We start from the raw sequence: 22,280 nt of genomic DNA on the forward strand, positions 1-22,280 counted from the left end.
GGTTGTTATGAATCGAGATGAAACCATTGATCGCGCGAGCGATTATATAAACAATACTGCAGATATTGTGAATTCCCTGAACGAGGCGTTCGCGCGATTCAGCCTTTCCCCAGATGATTTTGCACGTTACTCCCGGGTCATGGGCGTCGTAGGGCTAGGGATGGGTTCACTTGTCACAGCCGGGCTGGCTGCGGCACGAGCAACACCTGCTGGCGCTGCCAGAGAAGTTGTTGGGTTCGGTGGCTCGTTAAGTGGAGCTGCGTTCGGGACATTCGTGCTGGGTTCCATGGTCGGTACTGCATCGGGGCCAGTCGGGTGGGCTGCTATGCTGGGCGGAGCCTTGGTCGGCGGAAGAGCTGGGGGATCAATCGCCCAATCACTTTTCGATGCCGCAATCGATCCACACCACACTCCGTTCGATATGAATCGAGATTCAAACAATTTTCCTTGGGTACATGAAGGATTCGATCCTTCGACTACTCGTCCAGAACTCGAGCGGGACCCCTATACGCAGTTCGACCCTTTCAGTCCATTGAGTTATAATTTCAGCGGTTACACGGGGCCGGCCACCGGGTATGACACCCCGGCAGAACTCAACGCACACGATCGGCCGAGCTCACCTACGGAACCAGAAATCTCGCCCACTTCGCCCGTCACCGATCTCGGCGATCTCCCGCTTTCGGACCCATATAACTTTGAGCCGACTCCCACGATCACGCAGACGACGCCGTCTCCGACGCTCGATCCGATTGTTCCAACTCCGCTAGATCCTATGGCTCCGCCATCTGATCCTGTCGCTGACCCCAGACCCAACGTCGATCCGCAGGCTGGGGTCGGCGGGCACTATTGGGGCTCAGGCGGATTTTTCGGCTGGGGAGGCAACGGAGGCGGCGGAGGCGATGGCTACGGCGGCAATGGAGACTACTACGGCGGTTTCGGCTCGGGCGACTCCGGCGGCTCCGGAGGGGGATCGTCGAGAGGCGGTTCCGGCTCATCGACCGGTGGCGGTGGATCGTCACGAGGCGGAGGTGGGTCTGGTGGTGGTGGTTTCAGTGACTGGAACAGCCCCGATGAAGGCGACAGGGGCCGCGCTGCAAGCGACATGGGCTGGGGCAGTGGGGGTTCCGGTGGCGGTGGTTTCAGTGACTGGAACGGCCCCGATGAAGGCGACAGGGGCAGCGCCGCAAGCGACATGGGTTGGGGCAGCGGGGGCATCGGCGGCGACGGTTCTGGCACGACTGGGGTCGGATGGGTGCCTGTTCTTCTTGACATCTCAGGCGAGGGCTTGAGTGTCGATGAGCTTTCTTCTTCCCACAAATTCCTAGATCGGAAAGGCGACGGCCACGAACGCCGGACAGCTTGGGCCGGAAAAGGCACGGGCGTTCTGGTGCTGGACGCAGATGGCGATGGCAAGATCAGCCGCTCCAACGAATTCGTTTTTACGGAGTGGGATTCTTCGGCCAACAGCGACCTTGAGGCAATCAAGAACGTCTTCGACACCAACGGCAATGGCAAGCTCGATAGCGGCGATGCGCGCTGGTCGGAGTTCAAAGTCGAAGTCGATGGCCAGCTAGTGTCGCTAGATAGCCTCGGCATCGTATCAATTGACCTGACGGCCACGGGCAGCGGACAGAGTTTCACGGACGGCTCCGCAATCACGGGAACGGCTACATTCACCCGCGCCGATGGAACCACGGGGACGGTCGGCGACGCTGTCCTTGCTGTCGATGGCGAAGATTACATTATCCGTCAGTCGAGCACGCCCAGTGCCGACGGGTCGACCACGAACACCATCCTCGGCTACAACGAGTACGGCAGCCTTGCCTTCCGCAACCTCGTCACCACGAGTTCCGACGGAAACACCACCCACACGCAGTTCGACGACGACGGAAACGGAACCATCGACCGATCGCAGTGGAACGTAGTCTCCGTCGATGGTGCTGGGGCACGCGTCAAAACAGTTTCGAACTTCAATGCCGATGGCTCGCTACGTGACCGCACGACCACCACGACCAGCGCCCACCTCTCGGCCATCGCGACAACGATCGATCAGGATGGCGATGGGGCAGCCGACGAGCGCCAGACGTTCGTCAGGCAGGTCAACGGCTCCACAACGACGACGACTGAGCGCTTGAGTTCTGCCGGCACGGTTCTCAGCAGCGTGGTCATCGACGCCGCCGCTGACGGATTGAGCAAAACGAGCACCATAGACGTCAACGGGGACGGCACCAACGACCTCGTGATTGCGGAGACGACCGTCGTTGCCGCCGATGGAAGCCGAACCAGGACGGTGACGCAACTCGCGACGGATGGAACCCGCCTTTCCCAAACCACCTCTCTGACCTCTGCCGACAACAAGACCAAGACGGTTTCCGGGGATGCTGACGGCAACGGCAGCATCGACACCCGCACGGTGACAGAAACAGTTGTTTCGACTTCGGGAGATATCACGGCTCAGTCGTCGGTCTTCAACGGCGACGGCACGCTCCGCGGTAAGTCTACATCGGTGACCAGCGCGAGCGGTCTATCGAAGACCGTATCGTCCGACATCACTGGCGACGGCGTCGCCGACCGGATCGCGAGCGACGTAAAAATCATCGCGGGTGATGGGGCTATGACGCAGACGGTGCAGACGACCAGCGCTGACGGCACCCTGCTTTCTAAGTCGGTCACGACGACGAGCGGCGACCGTAAGACAACCACGATTGCGGCCGATACGAATGGCGACGGTGCCAGCGATGTCATCTCAGATACAGTCATTGGCGCTGACGGGGTGACGACCACCACGGTCCGCGCGCTCAACGCCGATGGTTCGCTTGTCAGCCAAAGCGTTGCTGTATCTTCAGCCGACGGTCTCTCGAAGACGACCCGTAGCGACATGGATGGCAACGGCACCGACGATCGAACGCTCTCCACCGTAGTTGCCGCCCTCGCAGACGGCGGGCGAATGGAAACGGCCACGATCACCAGCGCCAGCGGCGCAGTGCTCGGTAAAACCGTCACCACAACGAGCGCCGACAGCCTCAGCCAGACGGTTCAATCCGACCTCGATGGTGACGGCACTTTCGACCACACGGCGAGCAACATTATCTCCCTTGGCGCCGATGGAACGCGGACCGAGACCGTAACCGTTCGCAGCGCCGACGGCACCCTCAAGGGTGAGGTCATGACGGTCGTCAGCGCGGATCGCAAGACGACCACTGTGACGACCGATGCCGACGGCGACGGCAATGCCGACGGCGTCCAAGTTCGCTCCGTTCGCGTCGACGGCCGGATAGACGTTTCGAACACCAGCTACGCCGCCAATGGTACTGTCCTAGCGACGGGTGCGACCAGCGTCAGCGCCGATGGACTGACCACCACGTCGTCGGTCGATTCGACCGGCGACGGAAGCAACGACCGCGTTGCCACGGACCAGACTTTGATCGGTAGCGATGGCAGTCGCACCCAGACCGTGTCGGTAGCCGCCGGAAACGGAAACCTCCTCAACAGGCGCAGCATCGTCACCAGTGGCAATGGGTTGTCCGTCACGACGAGCGATGACCTGAATGGCGACGGCATCATCGACGTCAGCAACCTGCAGCAATCCACGCTCAATGCCGATGGTTCAGTCACCAAGACGGTGTCGAACAACATCGGGACGACACTGACCGGTCGTAGCGTCACCACCGTCAGCGCAAGCGGCTTGTTGGCTCAGACCGAGGTCGATGCCGATGGGAACGGTACGATCGACAGACGTTCCACCTCAACCAAGACGCTCAACGCCAATGGCTCCACTCAGACCACTGCGGTTGTCAAAGCGGGCAATAACGCCTTGATTTCGAGCGTGACGACCGATGTCAGCGCCGATGGCAGATCCGCCGCCAAAGCGATTGACCTCGATGGAAACGGGTCTATCGACGTCCGCGAGACGATTTCCGTCAGCTCTGGCGGCGTGTCGACGGACACGGTCGAGGCCTACAAGGCCAACGGTACTCTCGACAGCCGGTCGGTCGTCAGCTCAGCGGCGAATGGACTCTCCAAAACATCGAGTTCCGACCTCGACGGCAACGGTGTCTTCGATCTGGTGGTAACGGATACGACCACCATCGACAGCAATGGCGGGCAGACCCGCACCGTCTCGAAATTCGGCGCCGGTAACACGCTCACGTCTCGAATCTTGACCCGAGTCAGTGCCGATGGCCTGACCAAGACCACGACATGGACCGATGGGAGCGGCGCGACTGTCCGTTCGTCGAGCGACGTCACCATTCGTAAGCCCGACGGCGGACTGACCGAGACACTGTCCTACTTCAAGGCAGACGGATCGCTCGAAAGCAAGCAGATTACGACGATCGCGGCCCATGGATTGACGACCACCGTCACACTCGATGTCGACGGCAACGGCACGGTGGATCAGCGCTCGATCTCGACAAAGAAAGCCGATGGGTCGGTCGAACTGGTTCTGACCGATCTGGCGTCAAGCGGCGCGGCCAAGGACTCCAAAGCCATCACGACCAGCGCAGATGGATTGCGTCGTACAGCCGACTTCGACACCGATGGCAACGGAACGATCGACAAAAGGATCACCAGCGTCACGGTTTTGAATGCCGATGGCGGCAAGACCACGACGACACAGGAGTTCGTCGCCGGCGCAAGCGGGCTTACACTCAAGTCAACCACGGTCGTCGACATTTCCGATGATGGGCTTACCGTATCCACCAAGTGGGATACTTCGGGTTCTGGATCGTTCGACAAGAGCCAGACCGATATCACCACATTGGATGCCGACGGTTCCCGCACCCGGACAATCAGCACCTACACCGGCGCTTCGCTTGCCAGCCGCTACTCGATCACCACGAGTGCAAACGGTCTCTCCGTTACCGAGAAATGGGATGCGTCGGGTTCGGGCACCTACAGCCAGACCGCGACGGATGTGACGACGATCAATGCGGACGGCACCACCACGCGGACGATCACCAATATGAGGTCAGACGGCACGTTGATCTCGAAGGCTGTCACGACCACCGATGTCACTGGCAGGGTCATTTCAACGGCGGAGGAGCGTCCGGGCTTCACCAACCAGAGCCGCACGGCAAAGCTTGAAGTGCTTGCGGATGGGGCAACCCGCGAGACATTTACCCGCTTGAATTCGAGTGGGGGCCTTATCGACAAGACAACGGCAGCCACCAGCGCGGACAAGCTGACGGTTACCCTTGAACGAGACGCAAATGGCGACGGCATCGTTGACCAGCGCCAGCAGACGATCACCAGCGATGCCGGCATCCTGACGGCGGTTACAACCGATCTGAAGAGCGATGGGACAGTCCGCGACAGCTTTACGCGCACCGTTTCTGCCGACGGGCGAAAGACCACCATCACGTGGGACTTCGACGGAAACGGCAGCGCCGACCGGCGGCGCGTCATCGATGACTCCCAGAATGCAGACGGCAGCCGGACAACCGTCGCGACCGATACCGACCTCCAGACCGGAACGCTGTCTGCCACCACAACTTCACGATTGTCGGCAGACGGCCGAATTGCGACGACATCGAAGGATGTCAACGGCGACGGCACCGTAGACCACGTCGAAACGACCACGACCGACTCGACCGGCGCCAAGGTTTCGGTCGTCACCAACAACGTGACGGCACGCGACGTCAAATACCTGAGCCAAGGTGGAGTTTATTGGAAGCAGGCAGTTGCGGCGAAGACCGAGACGGCGACGTCACTCGATGGCAGGACCACGACTCTCAAATATGACTACGACGGCGACGGCATCTTCGAAACGACGATGCAGAAGGTCGTACAGATCGATGGTTCGGCTGTTACGACCATCACTGAGACGGTTGCGGGTGGGGCAGTCAAAGCGCGGGGTACAATCTACACCAGCGCCGACGGATTGATCACCAAGCTGTCAAAGGACACCGACAACAACGGAACCTTTGACCATACCGAAACTGCCGTGACCCATGCCGACGGCTCGGTGACGCTGACCAAGTCTGACTTCAATACCAGCGGCGCCCTGACCCAGACGGTCGTCGACAAGGTCAATTCGCTTGGCTCGTTGACAACCCGCGTCACCTCCGATGGTCAAGGACGCAGGACCGCACAGACCGAGGTCGCAGCCGACGGTACTTCGGTCACCACCACTTACGATGCCGCAAGCGCGCAGATCCTGACGGTCACCCGCTTCAACAAGGCCGGGTTGCCGACGACTGCCACGCTCTACGATCCGCTCAACACGAAGGGCTGGTCGAGGGTCGAACAGGTATTCGACGCTGCCGGCAAGAAGTCGTCGGAGACCCAATATGGTGACGACGGCACCCGAGCAGAATTGACCTTCTATGTCGCAACCGGCGCACAGCAGAAAATCCGGTACTTCAATTCCGCCGGCAACCTCACGAGCGTGGTTGATTTCGACGTCACCAACACCGCTGGCTGGTCACAGGTCACCCGGAACTATGACACGGCCGGCAGGGTTACCGCCGAGCTCTATGTCAACGACAACGGCACCAAGACCCAGATCAACTATGACACGGCCGGCCGCAAGACGGCACAGGTTGAGACCGCAGTGGATGGAAGCACGGTTACGACCAGCTTCAACGCCGCGGGCACGGTCCTGAACATCATTCGTCGCACCAGTGCAGGGGTGCAAACGAGCGCTACCATCTACGATGCGGCAGGAGCGCAGGGTTGGACGCGGGTCGAGCAACAATTCGATTCCGCTGGTCGGAAGACCGTGGAAAACCAGTACAACGACAATGGCACGAGAACGGAGATCACGTTCTATGTCTCAACCGGCGCTCAGCAGAAGGTCAGATACTTCAATTCAGCCAACCAGCTGACAAGCAGCGTGGACTTTGACGTCGCTGACGCGGACACGTGGTCCCAAATCACAAAGAACTATAACACCGCTGGGCAGCTTACAGCGCAGGTAAACCTCTATGACGACGGCGTAAAATATCAATACACCTACGATCCGACTGACGTGAAAACGTGGTCCACATATGCCCAGCGCTACAACTCAGCAGGAAAGCTCTATTTCGTCGACCAAACAAATGATGACGGCACCCACAATACCGTCAACTACGACGTCGACAGTAATCAAACCTGGATCAGGTACGAGCGGTACAAGGATGCTGCCGGAAATATCCTGAGCCAGACCAACTTCAATGATGATGGTGTTCGCCACACCTTCCTCTATGACGTCACGAACGCCCAAACGTGGTCGCGCCAAGAGCAGTTGTTTGACTCGTCCAATAGGCTCTACAGCTTCTACCAACTGAACGACAACGGCACCCAGAACAGGACCGACTACGACGTCACCAACGCTGCTGGGTGGCATCATTACGACCGATATCTGGACGCTGCAGGGAACAGGTTGCAGCAGACGAACTATAATGACGATGGCAGCCGTAACGTCTACCATTGGGACGTCCCTGACGCGAAAGACTGGTCAAGTATTGAGCAGCGGTATAACAGCGCCGGCGCCATGGAATGGCAGTTCAACCGGTATGATACTGGCAACACCGAAAAAATCACCTATGACGTTTCCAATACGCAGCCATGGTCTAAGCACGTCGAGACCAAGAATGCCGCGGGAGCGGTGCTGACATCGTTTGCGTATTTTGCGGACAATTCCACTCATCGGAAACATTGGGATCCCAACAGTGCCCAGCCTTGGTCTCATATAGAGCAATGGGTGGACGCATCCGGAAAAGTAACAGCCCAATACAAAGTCCTCGACAACGGCACCATAGAAGAAGTTCGGAGCGGAGGACCAACCGCCAAGCAAGTAGCCACATTCGATCCAAACTACTATCTCGCGCAAAACCCAGACTTGGCGGCGAATTGGCATGCTCCGCCAATCGAACATTTCAATCAGTATGGCTGGAAGGAGGGTCGGAAGCCCAACGCTTGGTTCGACCCAACCTACTATCTGAACCAGAATCCCGACATCAAGAATGCTGGCTTAAACCCATTCCTACACTGGAAGGAAAATGGCCACGCTGAAGGTCGTCTGCCTTATGCATCCTACAAGGTTTTCGACGCACGGCGACAGGCAGATTTGGCGGGAATATCGGAGCCGGCGTTTGCAGACTTACAGTTGGCCCGTATTGCCGAAATGCGGCAGTTTGCGCAATACGCTTTAGCAACTGCTCCAAGTTCTGAGGGCGCACAGCTTGATCCAAAACGGTTTATCAAAGAAAAATTGCGGGACATCATCAGCGGAGATAATCGAGAGGTTTTGGCTAGCTACCCTGAATATGTCAACAACCGGTACGGAGCGTCGTGGGCTCGGCCGGTTGCGCTGGACCTTAACGGCGATCAACACATTGACCTTCGTATGTTCTCTCCCGCCGAGTTCGAAGCAGGGGATGGACCTCGTTTCGATCTGGATGGTGACGGGGTCGCCGACGGCACCGCTTGGGTGGGACCGTCGGACGGCTGGCTGACGATCGACCTTGCCGCCGATGGAGGCGCGGGGCCGGATGGGGTGATCAATCAGGCGAGGGAACTGGCTTTCACGATGTGGAAAACGCCCGGTGAGCTGGCAGACGAGCAACAGGCGATTACCGACCTTGAAGCACTGCGCCTCGTATTCGACACCAACCATAACAACGTTCTGGATGCCGGCGATGAACGGTGGAGTGAATTCCGGATCTGGCAGGATGCCAACCAAAACGGCATCACCGATGCGGGAGAGCTACGTACGCTTGATGAGGCCGATATCCGGTTGATTGGTCTTGTGCCGTCTTCCGACGGTGCACGCGAGTTCGCCGACGGATCGATGATCACGGGGACCAGCTCCTATCTCAAGGGAGACGGGACAAGCGCACTCGTAGGCGATGTGACGCTGAACTATCGGCATGTTTCAGCGCAGCCGCCCGTCTAACGGGGCGAACCTTCGATCACCAAAAACAGCCTGCCCTTCCTGGGGCAGGCTGTCATTCGTATTAGTAACCCCAGCGTCGAACGACCTGCGAGCGATTGACTTTTTCTGATGGACACTGCGCCGGCCCCGCTGCAATCGGGCGAGACCTTTCCCATTTCCAAAACCGAGAAGGATAGGGGCCTAACGGCGCTCTGCCTTGTGGCAGGTTTCTATCGCATTGCCGCTCAGCCGGAAGTGCTGGCAAAGGAGCTGGCGCTTACCGAACCGGCGGTAGCCGGCGACATCCTCCGGGCGTCGCGCTTGATTGGCCTAAAATCCCGCCACGTCAGTCGTGTATCATCCGGACGTCTCTCCGGATTGCCGACGCCAGCAATCGCTTGCTTGCAGACGGGCGGCTTTGCAATTCTTGCCGGCGTTACATCCACGGGTGAGTTTCGGATCGTTGACCCGCTGACCATGGAGGCAAACGAGGTCGATACTGTTGGGCTTCTTGACCAGACGGGCGGCAGCTTTATCCTCCTTCAGCGCAAACTTTTGGGTCCCGGCGCCTCATCAGCCGCTTTCGGATTTCGCTGGTTCCTGCCCTCGATCTGGCGTTATCGCCGCTCGCTCGGCCATGTGCTGTTGGCAAGCCTGTTCGTCCAGCTCTTCGCGCTCATCACGCCGATGTTTTTCCAGGTGGTAGTCGACAAGGTATTGGCGCATCGGAGTTATTCGACCCTGACCGTCCTTGTTCTGGGCTTGGTCGTCGTCGGCCTGTTCGATGTCGTCCTGCAATATCTTAGGACCTATGCACTTTCACATACCACCAGCCGGATCGACGTCGAGCTTGGACGTCGCCTGTTCCGCCATCTGCTCAACCTGCCCTTGAGCTATTTCGAGACGCGGGCGGCCGGCCAGACGGTGGCACGGATGCGCGAACTGGAAACCATCCGCGAGTTCCTCACCGGGCAAGGGCTCTTCAGTGGCCTTGACGCTATTTTCGCTTTCGTTTTCATAGCGGTTCTTTTCGCCTATTCAACGACGCTTGCCTGGATCGTCATTGCCTCCATTCCTTTCTACGTGGCGATCGGGTTCCTAATCCGCCCATTCCTCCGTGAGCGGATCGATGAGAAGTTCGAACGAGGCGCCTTCAGTCAGCAGCTTCTCGTGGAATCCGTGGTCGGCATGCAGACGTTGAAGGCGTCTGCAATCGAGCCCGTGGTGGCGTCGCAATGGGAAGAGCGGCTGGCCGGTTATGTGCGCTCCTCCTTCCTTGCGACTATGCTGGCAGCGAAGGGTCAGAACGCAATCCAGTATGTCAGCAAGATCACCAGTGCAGCACTTCTCCTGTTCGGCGCGCAAGCAGTCATCAACGGGGAGCTAAGCGTCGGGGCATTGGTGGCCTTCAACATGATCGCTGGACAGGTCGCTCAACCGATCCTGCGTCTGTCGCAGCTGTGGCAGGATTTTCAGCAGGTGCAGATATCGGTGACACGGCTGGCCGATATTTTGAACGCGCCGGCAGAGCCTCGACCCTCACAGCCGATTTCACTGCCGAAGCCGCGTGGAGCGATTTCCTTTAAGAATGTCAGCTTCCGATATTCCCCGAATGGGCCGGAGATCCTGAAGACGGTCAACCTTGAAATCCAGCCGGGCGAAGTCATCGGTATCGTCGGCCCTTCCGGCTCGGGAAAATCGACCCTGACCAAATTGATGCAGCGCTTCTATATCCCGACGTCCGGCCAAGTCTTCGTCGACGGACTTGATATTGCGCAGGTGGATCCCGGCTGGCTCCGGTCGCATGTCGGCGTTGTCCTGCAGGAAAACCTGCTCTTCAACCGCAGCATCCATGACAATATCGCGTTGTCCAACCCGGCAATGTCGCGAGAGGCCGTGATCAATCTGGCTCGGCTCTCCGGCGCCGACGAGTTCATTGCCAAGCTTCCCGGCGGCTACGACACGATGATCGAGGAGCGCGGCGCCAATCTTTCAGGGGGGCAGCGGCAGCGGATTGCCATCGCACGCGCATTGTCCACGAACCCTCCACTGTTGATCCTCGACGAGGCCACCAGTGCCCTTGACTACGACAGCGAGCGGATCGTACTGGCGAACATGCGCCAGATTGTCCGGGGCCGTACAGTGGTCATCATTGCCCATCGTTTGGCGACCGTCAGAGCCTGTAACCGCATCATCGGCATGTCCGAAGGCCGGATCGTCGAAGTCGGCACTCATGATGAACTGATCCAACGTGCTGACGGGCTCTATGCCCATCTCTGGCAGTTGCAGAACGGCATGGCCGCGGTCGCGGCGGGAGCGCCGGCATGACCCGCGAGCAGCCGCAGAAGAGAAAACCAATCCATAGGGGCGACAGCGAGTTTCTGCCCGCCGCCATCGAGATTCTCGAGACCCCCGCTTCACCTGTCAGGGCAGCATTGATCTGGCTAATCTGCTTGTTTGCCGCCCTCAGTCTGATTTGGGCCTATTTCGGTAAATTCGATATCATCGCAACGGCACAGGGAAAGGTCCAGCCGGTTGGGCGCGTCAAGATCGTGCAATCGGAAGAGCCGGGACGCATTGTCTTCGCGAAGGCTTCCAATGGCACTCTCGTGACCAAGGACGAGATCTTAATTGAGCTCGACCCGACAACGGCCAAAGCCGAAGAACAGGCGCTCGACCTGCGTCTTCAGGCTCTCACGGGTGAGATCATCCGCAGGCAAGCCGTGCGGGAGACCATTCGAACATGGGCTGCGGGCGATGCTTTGTCTTCTTCTGGGTTGGAAGGGTCGCGACCTGTTTTTCCAGGCTTCATCGGTGCGGCAATCGCCGAGCGGGAGCAGTCTCTGTATGAGACGGAGCTTCGAAAGCTAAGCGACACGATTGCCAACTTGAGCGCGCAGTACCAGAAGGCCGCGGCGCAGGTTGAAAGCCTGGATAACACGATTGCCGCTCAGCAGGTGTTTGTTTCCACCCTTGCCGAACGGGTAGCGATGCGAAGCCGTCTGGTCGAGGCAGAAGCCGGAACGAAAGCAATCATGATCGATGCCCAGGAGGCGCTGCTAGAAGGCGAGCGCGATCTTGTTTCCCGCCGGGGAGAACGTCGGGAAGCGGCCTCCGCTTTGGAGGTCATCAAGACCGAAGCGGCGAGCCAATTTAGCATCTTCTCATCTGAAAACATGTTGCGGCTCTCCGACGCGCTCCGCGAGGCCGATCAGGTCAAGCAGGAACTGGCCAAGGCAAAGCGCAAACTTGCCGCCATGACGATCAGAAGTCCTGAGGCGGGTACGGTCCAGGCATCGGCGATCACCACAGTCGGGCAGGTTCTGTCACCGGCCACTGAGCTAATGCGGATTGTGCCAGCCGACCAGAAACTGGAAATCGAAGCCTTTATCCCAAACCGCGACATCGGTTTCGTCGCGGCTGGCCAAGAGGCCGTCATAAAAGTCGAGGCGTTCCCGTTCACGCGCTTCGGTATCCTGCACGGCGAAGTCTCGCGGGTCGCGACTGACGCCATTCCCGAGCCCGATGCTCGTCAATTGGAGGAGATGTCGTCGGGACCGCTGCAGTCGCTCGTGCCCGTGACGAACGTCCAGCGCGTGCAGAACCTCGTCTACCCCGTCGTCATCGAGCCTCGCGAGACGGCGCTGAATGTCAATGGCAAGATAGTGCCGCTGGCACCCGGTATGACGGTAACCATCGAGGTCAAAACCGGTCAGCGTCGTATTCTTGAATATCTGTTTTCGCCACTGGCAGAGATAACCTCGACGGCTATGGGTGAGCGTTGAGGGGGTGCGGCCGGTCTGCGGTCCCAAAACCCTTTTGTTGCTCGCCTTCCAACAATGTAGAAGTCCGTCTGGCCACCAGCTTCTCAACGCCAGCGTTTTGGGGCTATCTGTCCAATATCCCGTTCGGGGATACCCGGTCTAGCTGCTGCCCCTGCGTGATTGAGCGGTTTTCTCGAATGATCGACTGCGGTACAATCGCAGGGCGTGCAGAGCCGGGCGGCACAATAATTTTCCGATTCCGCGGCACTATCCGTTGAGTTTCCGGAGGCGCTGCTTTTCTCTCAGGGATAGGAGCGACGACGATAACTTCGAGTGGCTCGGGCTTTGTCGGTTTTGGCGAGAACGCGAAATCAACGGTTTTCACGCTTACTCTTGTTCGAGATAGACCGCCTGCCGCAGTCCATTTCTTGTCCGAAAAATCGGAACCTATCCCCGCCCCTGTCGTCACTTGCACGCGTACTGCATAGCTGAAGTTGTTAATCTGCGCGTAGTTGCCTGAATGCGAAATCTGCGAGATCCAGTCGTTCAGCTTGAAATCACGCGGTTCGACCTTGATGTCCTTATATGCACTGACCCGCTCACAGGCGCGAGAGTTCTTCTCAGTCACGAAGACACTGTATTCGACTTTCCCGTTGCGATATGCCTCGCGTTCATATTTCGCGTCGGCGGAAAATAACAATTTGTCCACCCCGGCTGGGGATAACCAAGTAATAGGATTAGCTATCGCGTCGTCCGTTTCTGTCGCGTTTTGTGTGATCGTGTAACTTGCTCCCCACCTATCAAAGTTCAGTCCGCTGGCTTTGGCATTGTTGGCGAAAGTCGTTAGAATTTCGCATTCAACGATATCAGCCAGTTTCACAATACTTTCAGGCTCGCTCTCCGGCATTTGGGGGAGACTCGTACATCCTGTAAGATTCAAAATGGCAAAGCCGCAAAAGACTATGTTTTTCATTATTGTCGCCCCCAAGAATAACGAAGATTACCACAACGCGCACAACTGTCGAGGGTATCCTCAACCAAGGAGAGAATTGCGATGCGCAAATCGATCGGCGTAGATTCGTGGGTTGCTTCAACCCTTGAGCAACTAATGCGGGTCACATCGGGGTATACCCCGAAGTGACAAGCAGCCTGTTACCCGTCGTCCCGTAACATCTGGGTTGACGGTGCCTATTTGTGACAAGGTAGCCTTGGGCTTAAAGCTTGAGGTTACACATGGCCCGCATCGGTTACGCCCGCGTCAGCACCATCGATCAAGATTTACAGGTTCAACTTGACCGGCTTCGACGTGAGGGCTGCGAGATCATCCGTTCGGAGAAAGTGTCGGGGGGAAGCCGTGAGGGTCGCACCGAACTGGCAACCATTATTGAGTTTTTGCGGCAAGATGACGAGCTTGTGGTTACCCGGCTTGACCGGCTAGGTCGTGACACCCGTGACGTGCTTAACATCGTGCACGAGTGCCAGCAGCGAGGCGCGTTTGTTACAATCGTCGACCCTCATGTTTCGACCCGGGGAGAATTGGGGCATATTATCCTCACCGTGCTTGGCATGGTCGCGCAGATGGAGCGTCGGTTTATCAAAGAACGTCAAGGCGAAGGTATAGCACGCGCCAAGGCAGCCGGGACTTACAAGGGAGGAAAGCAGCGGCTGGATTACAATATGATTTGGAAACTACACGAAAAAGGGATGAGACCCGGCAACATCGCCAGGAATTTGAACTGTAGCCGTATGCAGATTTACAGAGTACTTGCCAAAACGAAGATTTTCTAAGCCAATTTCAACGCAAAGGAAACCAGCTTCTGCTTCAACTTCGTAGCTGCATTATAAATGTGCAAAAAAGTTGTGATCTCGTTGTTTAGAATCAGTTTTTAATTCATTGTGCGCGCACCTCCTCAACTTAGAGTGGATATTTCCTTGGCGCGGTCATTCGAACTGACAAGACTTGATAGTAATACCTTTGAACACATGGTGAACATGCTTGCGACCGAGGTCCTAGGTAAGGGGCACACAGGGTTTGGTCCCGGTGCCGACGGGGGACGTGACGGTTACTTTGAAGGAAGATGCAGCTATCCAAGCGCAGAGGAAGCCTGGAGCGGTGTTTGGTACATTCAATCAAAATTCCATGCGCCCGGAGTGTCGGGCAATCCCCAGAAATGGCTACTAAACCGTATCCAGGAGGAGCTGGACGCGTTTTCCGATCCCGCTTCAAATAGGGAGTGGCCGGACAATTGGATACTCGCAACGAATGTGGACCCATCGGCAGCGGCAAAACACGGTACCTTTGACAAAGCCAAAGAGTTGATCCGCGCAGTAAGACCCCAGCTCGTCGATAAATTTCATATTTGGGGCGGCGAAAAGATCCTGACGCTTCTAAGCCTGCACAAGTCTGTGCTGCACCACTATTCCCAATTCTTAACCTCTGGACATCTCATCAGCGAGCTCTATCGGCAACTCAGCGGCTCGAGCGCTGGTGTGCAAGAAATCCTGCGGCACTGGATAGTAAGCGACTTTGTGCAGCAACAGTACACTAAGCTCGAGCAGGCCGGATCAACCGCCGACAACCGGCCCGGCATTCAAGAGCTTTTCTCTGATTTGCCATTTCATTCTATTGGGCGACAAAGGCAGGCGCATGTCGCAATAGCCTTGGCAAAAACACTCGCAGAACGGCATGTTGTAAGAGCAGACATTCCCGATGGTGAAGCCTGGAGACGTTGGCAACATGAGCCTGAGCGTTCGCGAATGTGGTTTATTAAGGGTGGTCCCGGGCAAGGCAAGTCGACTGTCACGCAGTACATCGCGCAGATCCAGAGAGCAGCCTACATTCTTGAAAGTGAGGGTTTCGTCGTAACGCCTGCACAACGTGTACTGGCGGAGAATGTAAAGAAGTTCGCCACAGCAGGGAACCTGTGGCCAATAGCACCACGCGTGCCGGTGTACGTCGAACTCAAGAACTACGCCCAGTGGATAGGCGAAACCAGTGGCAGCAAACGGATGTTACCCTATCTTTGCTTTTTATTGGAGAACGAACTAGGCCAACCTGTTCGTGCAGGAACGTTAAAAACAGCCTTTTCAGCGGGCCGATGGCTTTTCATTTTCGACGGCTTGGATGAAGTGCCCGGAGACATCAAAGATCTTGTAGCAAATGAAGTCATACATTTCGTGGATGACGTGCTTATCGGCTGTGGGTGTGACGCCGCAGCCATAGCGACGTCGCGTCCACAGGGTTACTCAGGGCAGTTCGACAATCTCGATGCTGCCACTGTGACACTGGCTAAGCTTCAACCGGGAGAAGCGCTCAGCTGCGCTGAGCCACTCTTAAAAATAGGTCGTTCTACCAGCGAGAGCCGCGACTATATATCGATCCTAGAAGATGCACTGCATTCCGAGAGCATTAAAGAAATCATGACTACGCCACTTCAGTCGCACATTATGGCGGTTGTAGTTAGAGACGGCGGACGGCCGCCGGAGCGAAAGTGGCAGCTTTTTGACACGTTCTATAAAGTGATCAAGAAGAGGGAGGCAAACCGAAATCTTCCAAATCGAAAGCTAGCTGCCCTGCTGAGGGCCGGCGATGTGCTAATCAAGACACTCCACAATCGCCTTGGGTTTGAACTCCATTCACGCGCCGAAACGAAAAGCGGTGCCGTTACCTCCCTCAAGCGCGACGAGTTCAGGTCGATAGTTCGTCAAGTTGTCAGTTCGCTTCAGGAAGCAGATATCGAAGAAACGGTCGAAGTCCTTATGGAGGCGGCAACTGAACGGCTTGTACTCGTTAATACTCCAGAGTCAGGCGAGGCCGTACGGTTTGACATACGACCGCTTCAGGAGTTCTTCGCTGCGGAGCACATATATGACTCCGCTAATTCAGATGGATTCTCTGAGCGCATGCGGACGATTTCAGGGGATTCGCATTGGAGTGAGGTTGTCCACTTCATCTTAAGCGCACTTGTCGAGAACAACAGAAAAACGGAGCTATCCGTTGCAGTGTCGCTTCTGATCGAGCTAGACGAGGGAGATGCTGTTGCTGACCGGCTTTTTTACCGCAAGTTGGCAAAAGGCGGCATCATAGCGGCTAGACTCCTTCGAGAAGGGGTTCTTGAGCATGACAAGAGAATACGGAGCCTTTTTGGCAAATGCATTGACTCGTTAATCAGTGCGAACGACTCAGAGGATTTTCTCGCAGCCGTCGCGTCACCTCACTCTAAGAGTTGGGTGATTGATTGATTAATCCTAGCTCTAACTGAGCAGGCAGAGAGTGAAACGGTCGGCGCGGCGGCTACGCTAGTGACACTTCTTTCTGACTACGATCCGCGCGTCGATCACGTAAATAAGTTGCTTGAAACGAAATCCGGAGAATTCATATCCGCTGCCTTCGCCTTTGCCGACTCGTACGACGATAATGGCCGTAATAAGCGTCTGCCCAAATGGGTCGGAACAATCGCCTTCAGGTTACTAAGCTCGGAACAATGGCATTCAGTAGCGGCCCGGTACCACAAGGTTCTCTTTAGAGTGCTCCGCCATAGTCATGACCTGATGGAACTGCTCTCGTCACAACTAGGGCCTTCGATCGCCGTCAAAGTCATCGACATGCTGGACGATGATGACGATTTATTCACCGGATCGGCGGACAGCGTGGAAGCGGATGGCCCAGTCATAGTCGAATATTATCACGCTAAGGAGAGCCTAAACTGGCGCCGCTGGTCCGACAAAGACTGGAAAGAGTTCGAGAATGGTAAGGGTGCGTTCGGAGCAATGTATCGGGTGTTCCGCCTTTTGAGAGATCCTTCTGATGACAATGTAAGTTATCTGACTCAGGCTCTCGGAGGATCACCACACGATCTAAATTTGCTTCCGGATCCTCTGCGAAGATTTTTAACGATCGACAAGGTTTCCACGGGTTCACCTAGGCTCGCCATCGCTGACATCAACACGTCAAATATCATTGGCTCCATCAGTTTCGCCAGGATCGAAGGCTCAGCCCAGCTGTCGCTCGAAAAATATAAAACGATCTTCGAAAAGTATCCGCAGACTGTATTGCACAACCTAGGAAACCCATCGCTGTTCGGTAGTCTTGAAAACGAAAAGGAGATCGACGTATTTGCGGCACAAGCTGCGGCTATGGTAGGTGAAAACGGTACGATATTCTTGCACTATCTCGAGCCTATCCACTCAAGTAATAAGCGCATTTTCGATAAAATTATTGATTATTTGACTGAAGAAAATGTGATGCTTGGGCCGATTTTGGCGTTCTATAGTGACATGCGGCCCTTCCCTATTGAACTGCCAAGGCACGCGATACTTCTGCCGTTCGTCTGCCATTGGGTAAGTTTTCTTCATAGTGATGCTATAAACTATAATGATACTGAGAGAGGATCGGCAATACTTACGGCAGGAGAAGCAATCAATGGATTTCTTCCGGATTCGGAGGAATTGAGGCGGTTTAGCGAGATTCCAGAATTAAGTAGATCGGTTAGGACGGCGGCAAAGCTCCTTTATCTGCTGCATCCCGCGTCATCACACAGACATGTCGCGGGGGTCGCTGATCTTTATAACGATGCCGATGCACATTGGTCTCTACCAGCTGTCGGATTGCTGCTGTCGGGTTTCATCCAAAGGCGCGATGAGAACGCCATAGAGGAAGTTTCCAAAATAATGGATAGGGCGCGCAGTAATTTTGCTGCAAGATCGAGTTTGTCGCCGTCCATCCTGAAGTGGCGCGAGTTCTCAGCTGCTCCAGTGAGCGTGCTTAATAACCCATTGCTTTGGGAATAGACTGCAACAGAGGTAGACCGTCAACATATTGAGGAAACCACGAGGAAGAGCTAAACGCGCAGGCTCGTGGCCGGATTTGAGGGTTAGGAATTAGGTATTGTTTTGAAGGCGTTAGCGTGCGCGAACCGGCCCTCGTGAAAATTCACAATAAAAATGATTTCAATCCGATACGCGTCATAGTGAGGCGCAACCATCCTTTGAACCAGCTGCACCTTATCCAGTCGGACGGTCGATCGACCCGGCCATTGTTCACGATATATGCGAGGGTCACATCACGCGGTAGTTTGCTCATCAATCCTCCAACGGCAAAACCGCTGAACCATACCAATTTCTCCCGGAACTCGGAATCTTGCCCTATTCATTACAATGTGGTTGGCAGATGACGGAATGCCACATTGGGGCATCCCGCGTATAGAGATCGAAGGGCAGCACGTGTAGTCGAAGATCCTTTGTCAGCTCGAACGGCTCTGCAAATACTGGGAAATTTGGCACAGCAGGATAGATAAGAAACATGTCACCTGCTCCTGCCATATACTTCTGACCATATGCGAAAAGCTGGTAGAAGTCCGATTGGTCCAATCCGAAGTACCCCTTACGGCTGCTTGTTAGCCGTTTCCATTTGGCGTCGAAGACCCATGTGCGGGTGCCATCGATGACTACGATATCCGGTTTCATCCGAAACCATCCTTCCGCATCTAGTGCGCACAGATATTTATCATGCGATTGCCAAAGGACCTGAACACCTGCGGGTACTTGAGATTTTAACGAGGAGAAAACATAACGCTCGAACAACCGTTCCATTGGGAACAGCATGCTTGCGCCTCTATGGTTTCCTGCCACCGCAAAGGGCAATCGATTACTCAGCAGGAGATCGCATAGCGGCCTAATTTGTATGTAGTCTGCAAGCTGACGACTTTGCTCCCAACTCCCAAGGTCGGACGGGATATCGTTGCTTACGGGCACGTCGCCAAGGAGGATTGAAAGCTCTCTGGCCCTACGCCAGTTCTGGTCTGACTTCGTACGCCGGGCCACATGTTCGACGGCGGATCGCAAGATTCGGTTCTCTGGACGATTGAGAGAAAATTCGTTGAAACGGATGCTAAATCTGTGCAATCCCCCCGTGGCGCTGATCTGTCGGGCTACATCAAGCTTTCCTCGCAGAAATGGTTCGCGCGTCTCGAATGTCGTATAGCCAGATCTTAGGCCGCGCCGAACGAGCTCAGATGCTTCGTCAAGGAAAGCACTGGCAAGCCATTCTGTCATAGGTAGATTGAAAGCCGCTATTTCCGCATTGGGCGCACGCCGTGGCGTTATTTTCATGCTCTCCGTAATCATTGTGATGAGTAGGCGGCGGGCAACCCCTGCGTCATTCTCGTCGGAGGTGTGCTTCGGGAGGATTTCGATCTGAGTTCCGCAGGGGGTTTCTATAACGCCAACATAGTTTTGCACGCTGATAGTGTCTGGGGATTCGATCTGTACCAACGGAAGCGTGTCGTCATCTCCTCTTCCGTGCTCGAACAGCCAATCGAAAGCGCTCGGGGGGATTGAAATCCGATCAAGCGAAGCGGGTACTTCCTTGGTCGTCAACCGAGCGAATTCCTTAACTGTCAGCATTCTGGGGGCCAATGATATATCTGTAAGCTGTTGGGCGCCCGAACGCCGCCTCATTGATGCACCAAGTCTTATTGATCGCGACGCTGAGACTTTCAGTGCCAAACAATGAACCGGAGCTGGACGGACCCTCTACGATGAACCGATCTTGGGCATTCGCTTTGCGGTGATCGTTCAATACGAAGCGGATGCGCTGCCAATCATCGAAGAAATATTCCTTTAGCAATGGGATGATCCGCCGCGAGAAAAGGTGTTGTAGCTGCGTGATTTCATCGGCCGCTTGTAGATGGATGAAATAGGCATGGCCAAGGCGGTGATCGCGATCAAGAAGCGCCTCGATCCGGGCGTTCATTACCGTAAGCAGGTCGGCGACGTCCACACCCGCGATTTCAACGCCTTCCAGCGGGGATGCATCGGGCTCTACTTCTTCGAAGACAAATCGCCGGCGCAGCGCCATATCAATTGAAGCGAGCGAGCGGTCTGCAGTATTCATCGTGCCGATGACATGAAGCCCGACGGGAATACCAAATCGGGATTGGGAGTACGGCAGGACGGTTGTCAACGCCTCGTCCGTTCCTAGGCGTTTCGACGGTTCGATCAGAGTGATCGTTTCGCCGAAGATTTTGGATATATTGCCGCGATTGATCTCATCGATGATCAGGACCTTCTTTTGAAGGATGGCGTCCCTGCCGTTCGTTTGACGCTCCAAAAGTCGCTCAACGACAACAGGTATTATGTTGTTGTAGCCATTAATGAGGAATTTCTCGAGCCGGCTATTCGGAGCAATGTCAAAAACACGTTTATCCCGAATATCCTGCAAATTAATTTCCCCGCGTCTAACCATTCCGGCCAGCTCGTTGAGCATCTCCCACGCAAACGGTAGCCGCGAGCCGTTTGGCTTGTCGAGCCAGAGGATCTCCTCGGTGCATTTGCTCACTACGTAGCCGCTGGAGAACTGTTCGCCGACCTGAAATGAATTGCTTGTCGGGGTGCAGAACGACTTCAACACGCCGTCCTTCACTGCGTATCGTACTGCGCCATCGTCGGTGGTCTCGGCGCGTAATCCTTCGATAAACTCCTCATAGCTGAAGCTCTGGTGGAACGTGAGAAAGCGGATCAAGCCACTTTCAACTAGCTCATCGAAACGCTCCTTTAAGGCGTCACGATCACCTTCCGACTGAGCAAAGAAATCTGGGTCAAGGATAGCGACGGCTCGGTCAACCACTTGATACGTTTTGCCCGTACCAGGAGGCCCATAGAGAATTTGATTAAGCGGAATGGCTGGCTTAATCATGCCAAAGGACTCGGCGCTCCCAGTGCTGGTCGAAGGTGGTGCCTCTTCGATCTCGTCACTGGGGGCCCAAATTTCTTTGATTTCGGGTTGATAGAAATCGATAGGTCCGCCCCGCTGTTCCTCAAGCTCACGTCTCACTCTCGCGAGTTCGCGATCCTTGCCGATCTTGTTCATTTGGCGCAGGGTTCTCCGGTCGAGATTACCAAAAACGGTGAGAACCTGTTTGATATGTCCGGGACTCGAAAACCGCTCAAAGGTTTCGGGAAAGAGTAAATGTGGGAGGATATGTTTAAGCTGGCGCCTTCCGTTATCGGGCACCGAGTCTAGCCACGTAGCAAACGTCCACGGGTCGTCCAAGATCACCGCCCGTTCACCGTTGTGAAGAGCCTTAAAGGAAATCATCGCCCTGATGAAAAAACCTAGCTCACGCGGTCTGTGATTCATAAATCCCGGTCCACCCGAGCCAAGACCTCGCAGCACTTCGTCCGAAAGAAAAAGGTCAGCTTGGTTTCCAAGTAGCGCTTCTCCAGACCAGCCCCAAACGTCGCGAATTGGGTCTCGCTTCGCTCTGGGCCCCATATTGATGGGGAACAGATATAGGATCCAGAGGATCTCGGCGAGCAGCTTGCAGGTGCTAGGCGACGCACCATCGAACTGCCGTTTCAGCTTGTCGTAAAAGCCACCTCCACCACCCTCTGGCGTTCCGTTGAAACGCTGGTCAACCTCGGAAAGCAGCTCGCTTGTCCAAAGTTTATTATCGCAGAAGAGGGAACCTTCGCTCGTAAGGCAGCGATCACGCCAGACGGCCGCGGCGTTCAAGGTAGTGTCGGAATTCGAATGGAACGGACTGTAGCGCGACATGTTCTCTCCCTGCGGCGGTGTCACCTTAATAGGGAGGCGAAGTTAAGTATGAGTTTAAAAGCAATCTACGATTGAATTGTGTTGAAACCTCGAGCGGATCGGA

Annotated in this window: 9 protein-coding genes; 6 read left to right on the top strand and 3 right to left on the bottom strand. The window is 55.8% G+C overall.

What is annotated here, in order from left to right; all coding sequences use genetic code 11:
• Nucleotides 1-7: 7 nt before the first annotated feature.
• The 3 genes from C5L13_RS00750 to C5L13_RS00760 all read left to right on the top strand — a co-directional run bounded on the left by C5L13_RS00750 (nt 8) and on the right by C5L13_RS00760 (nt 12,642).
• Nucleotides 8-8,878 carry an adhesin gene (locus tag C5L13_RS00750; protein WP_158693360.1) on the top strand — a complete coding sequence of 2,957 codons (8,871 nt, stop codon included), beginning with the start codon at nt 8-10 and terminating at the stop codon, nt 8,876-8,878.
• A gap of 108 nt (nt 8,879-8,986) precedes the next feature.
• Complete coding sequence (locus tag C5L13_RS00755; RefSeq protein ID WP_105381362.1) at nt 8,987-11,185, top strand: type I secretion system permease/ATPase; 2,199 nt, start codon at nt 8,987-8,989, stop codon at nt 11,183-11,185.
• Nucleotides 11,182-12,642, top strand: coding sequence for an HlyD family type I secretion periplasmic adaptor subunit (locus tag C5L13_RS00760; RefSeq protein WP_105381363.1), 1,461 nt, complete (start codon nt 11,182-11,184; stop codon nt 12,640-12,642). The genes C5L13_RS00755 and C5L13_RS00760 overlap by 4 nt, the downstream gene beginning before the upstream one ends.
• A 103-nt stretch (nt 12,643-12,745) precedes the next feature.
• Here the strand turns inward: C5L13_RS00760 and C5L13_RS00765 are convergent, their stop codons facing one another.
• Complete coding sequence (locus tag C5L13_RS00765; RefSeq protein ID WP_105381364.1) at nt 12,746-13,594, bottom strand: hypothetical protein; 849 nt, start codon at nt 13,592-13,594, stop codon at nt 12,746-12,748.
• A 260-nt stretch (nt 13,595-13,854) separates the two neighbouring features.
• Here C5L13_RS00765 and C5L13_RS00770 point away from each other — a divergent pair, with 260 nt between their 5' ends.
• The 3 genes from C5L13_RS00770 to C5L13_RS00780 all read left to right on the top strand — a co-directional run bounded on the left by C5L13_RS00770 (nt 13,855) and on the right by C5L13_RS00780 (nt 18,411).
• A complete protein-coding gene (locus C5L13_RS00770) occupies nt 13,855-14,409 on the top strand; it encodes a recombinase family protein (RefSeq protein ID WP_105381365.1) in 555 nt (184 codons plus the stop codon).
• A 144-nt stretch (nt 14,410-14,553) separates the two neighbouring features.
• A complete protein-coding gene (locus tag C5L13_RS00775; RefSeq protein WP_158693361.1) occupies nt 14,554-16,863 on the top strand; it encodes an NACHT domain-containing protein in 2,310 nt (769 codons plus the stop codon).
• A gap of 60 nt (nt 16,864-16,923) precedes the next feature.
• Nucleotides 16,924-18,411: a hypothetical protein gene (locus tag C5L13_RS00780; protein ID WP_105381367.1), complete on the top strand. Its 1,488-nt coding sequence runs from the start codon at nt 16,924-16,926 to the stop codon at nt 18,409-18,411.
• Nucleotides 18,412-18,765: 354 nt separating this feature from the next.
• On the opposite strand, the gene C5L13_RS00785 is transcribed toward C5L13_RS00780, so the two are convergent.
• Both C5L13_RS00785 and C5L13_RS00790 read right to left on the bottom strand, forming a co-directional pair.
• Nucleotides 18,766-19,998, bottom strand: coding sequence for an McrC family protein (locus C5L13_RS00785; RefSeq protein WP_245423198.1), 1,233 nt, complete (start codon nt 19,996-19,998; stop codon nt 18,766-18,768).
• A gap of 13 nt (nt 19,999-20,011) precedes the next feature.
• On the bottom strand, nt 20,012-22,177 hold the full coding sequence (locus C5L13_RS00790; RefSeq protein WP_105381369.1) for an McrB family protein: 2,166 nt from the start codon (nt 22,175-22,177) through the stop codon (nt 20,012-20,014).
• Nucleotides 22,178-22,280 lie beyond the last annotated feature (103 nt).

Origin of the sequence: Neorhizobium alkalisoli, assembly GCF_002968635.1 — a bacterium.
In the GTDB taxonomy this organism is placed as follows: domain Bacteria; phylum Pseudomonadota; class Alphaproteobacteria; order Rhizobiales; family Rhizobiaceae; genus Neorhizobium; species Neorhizobium alkalisoli.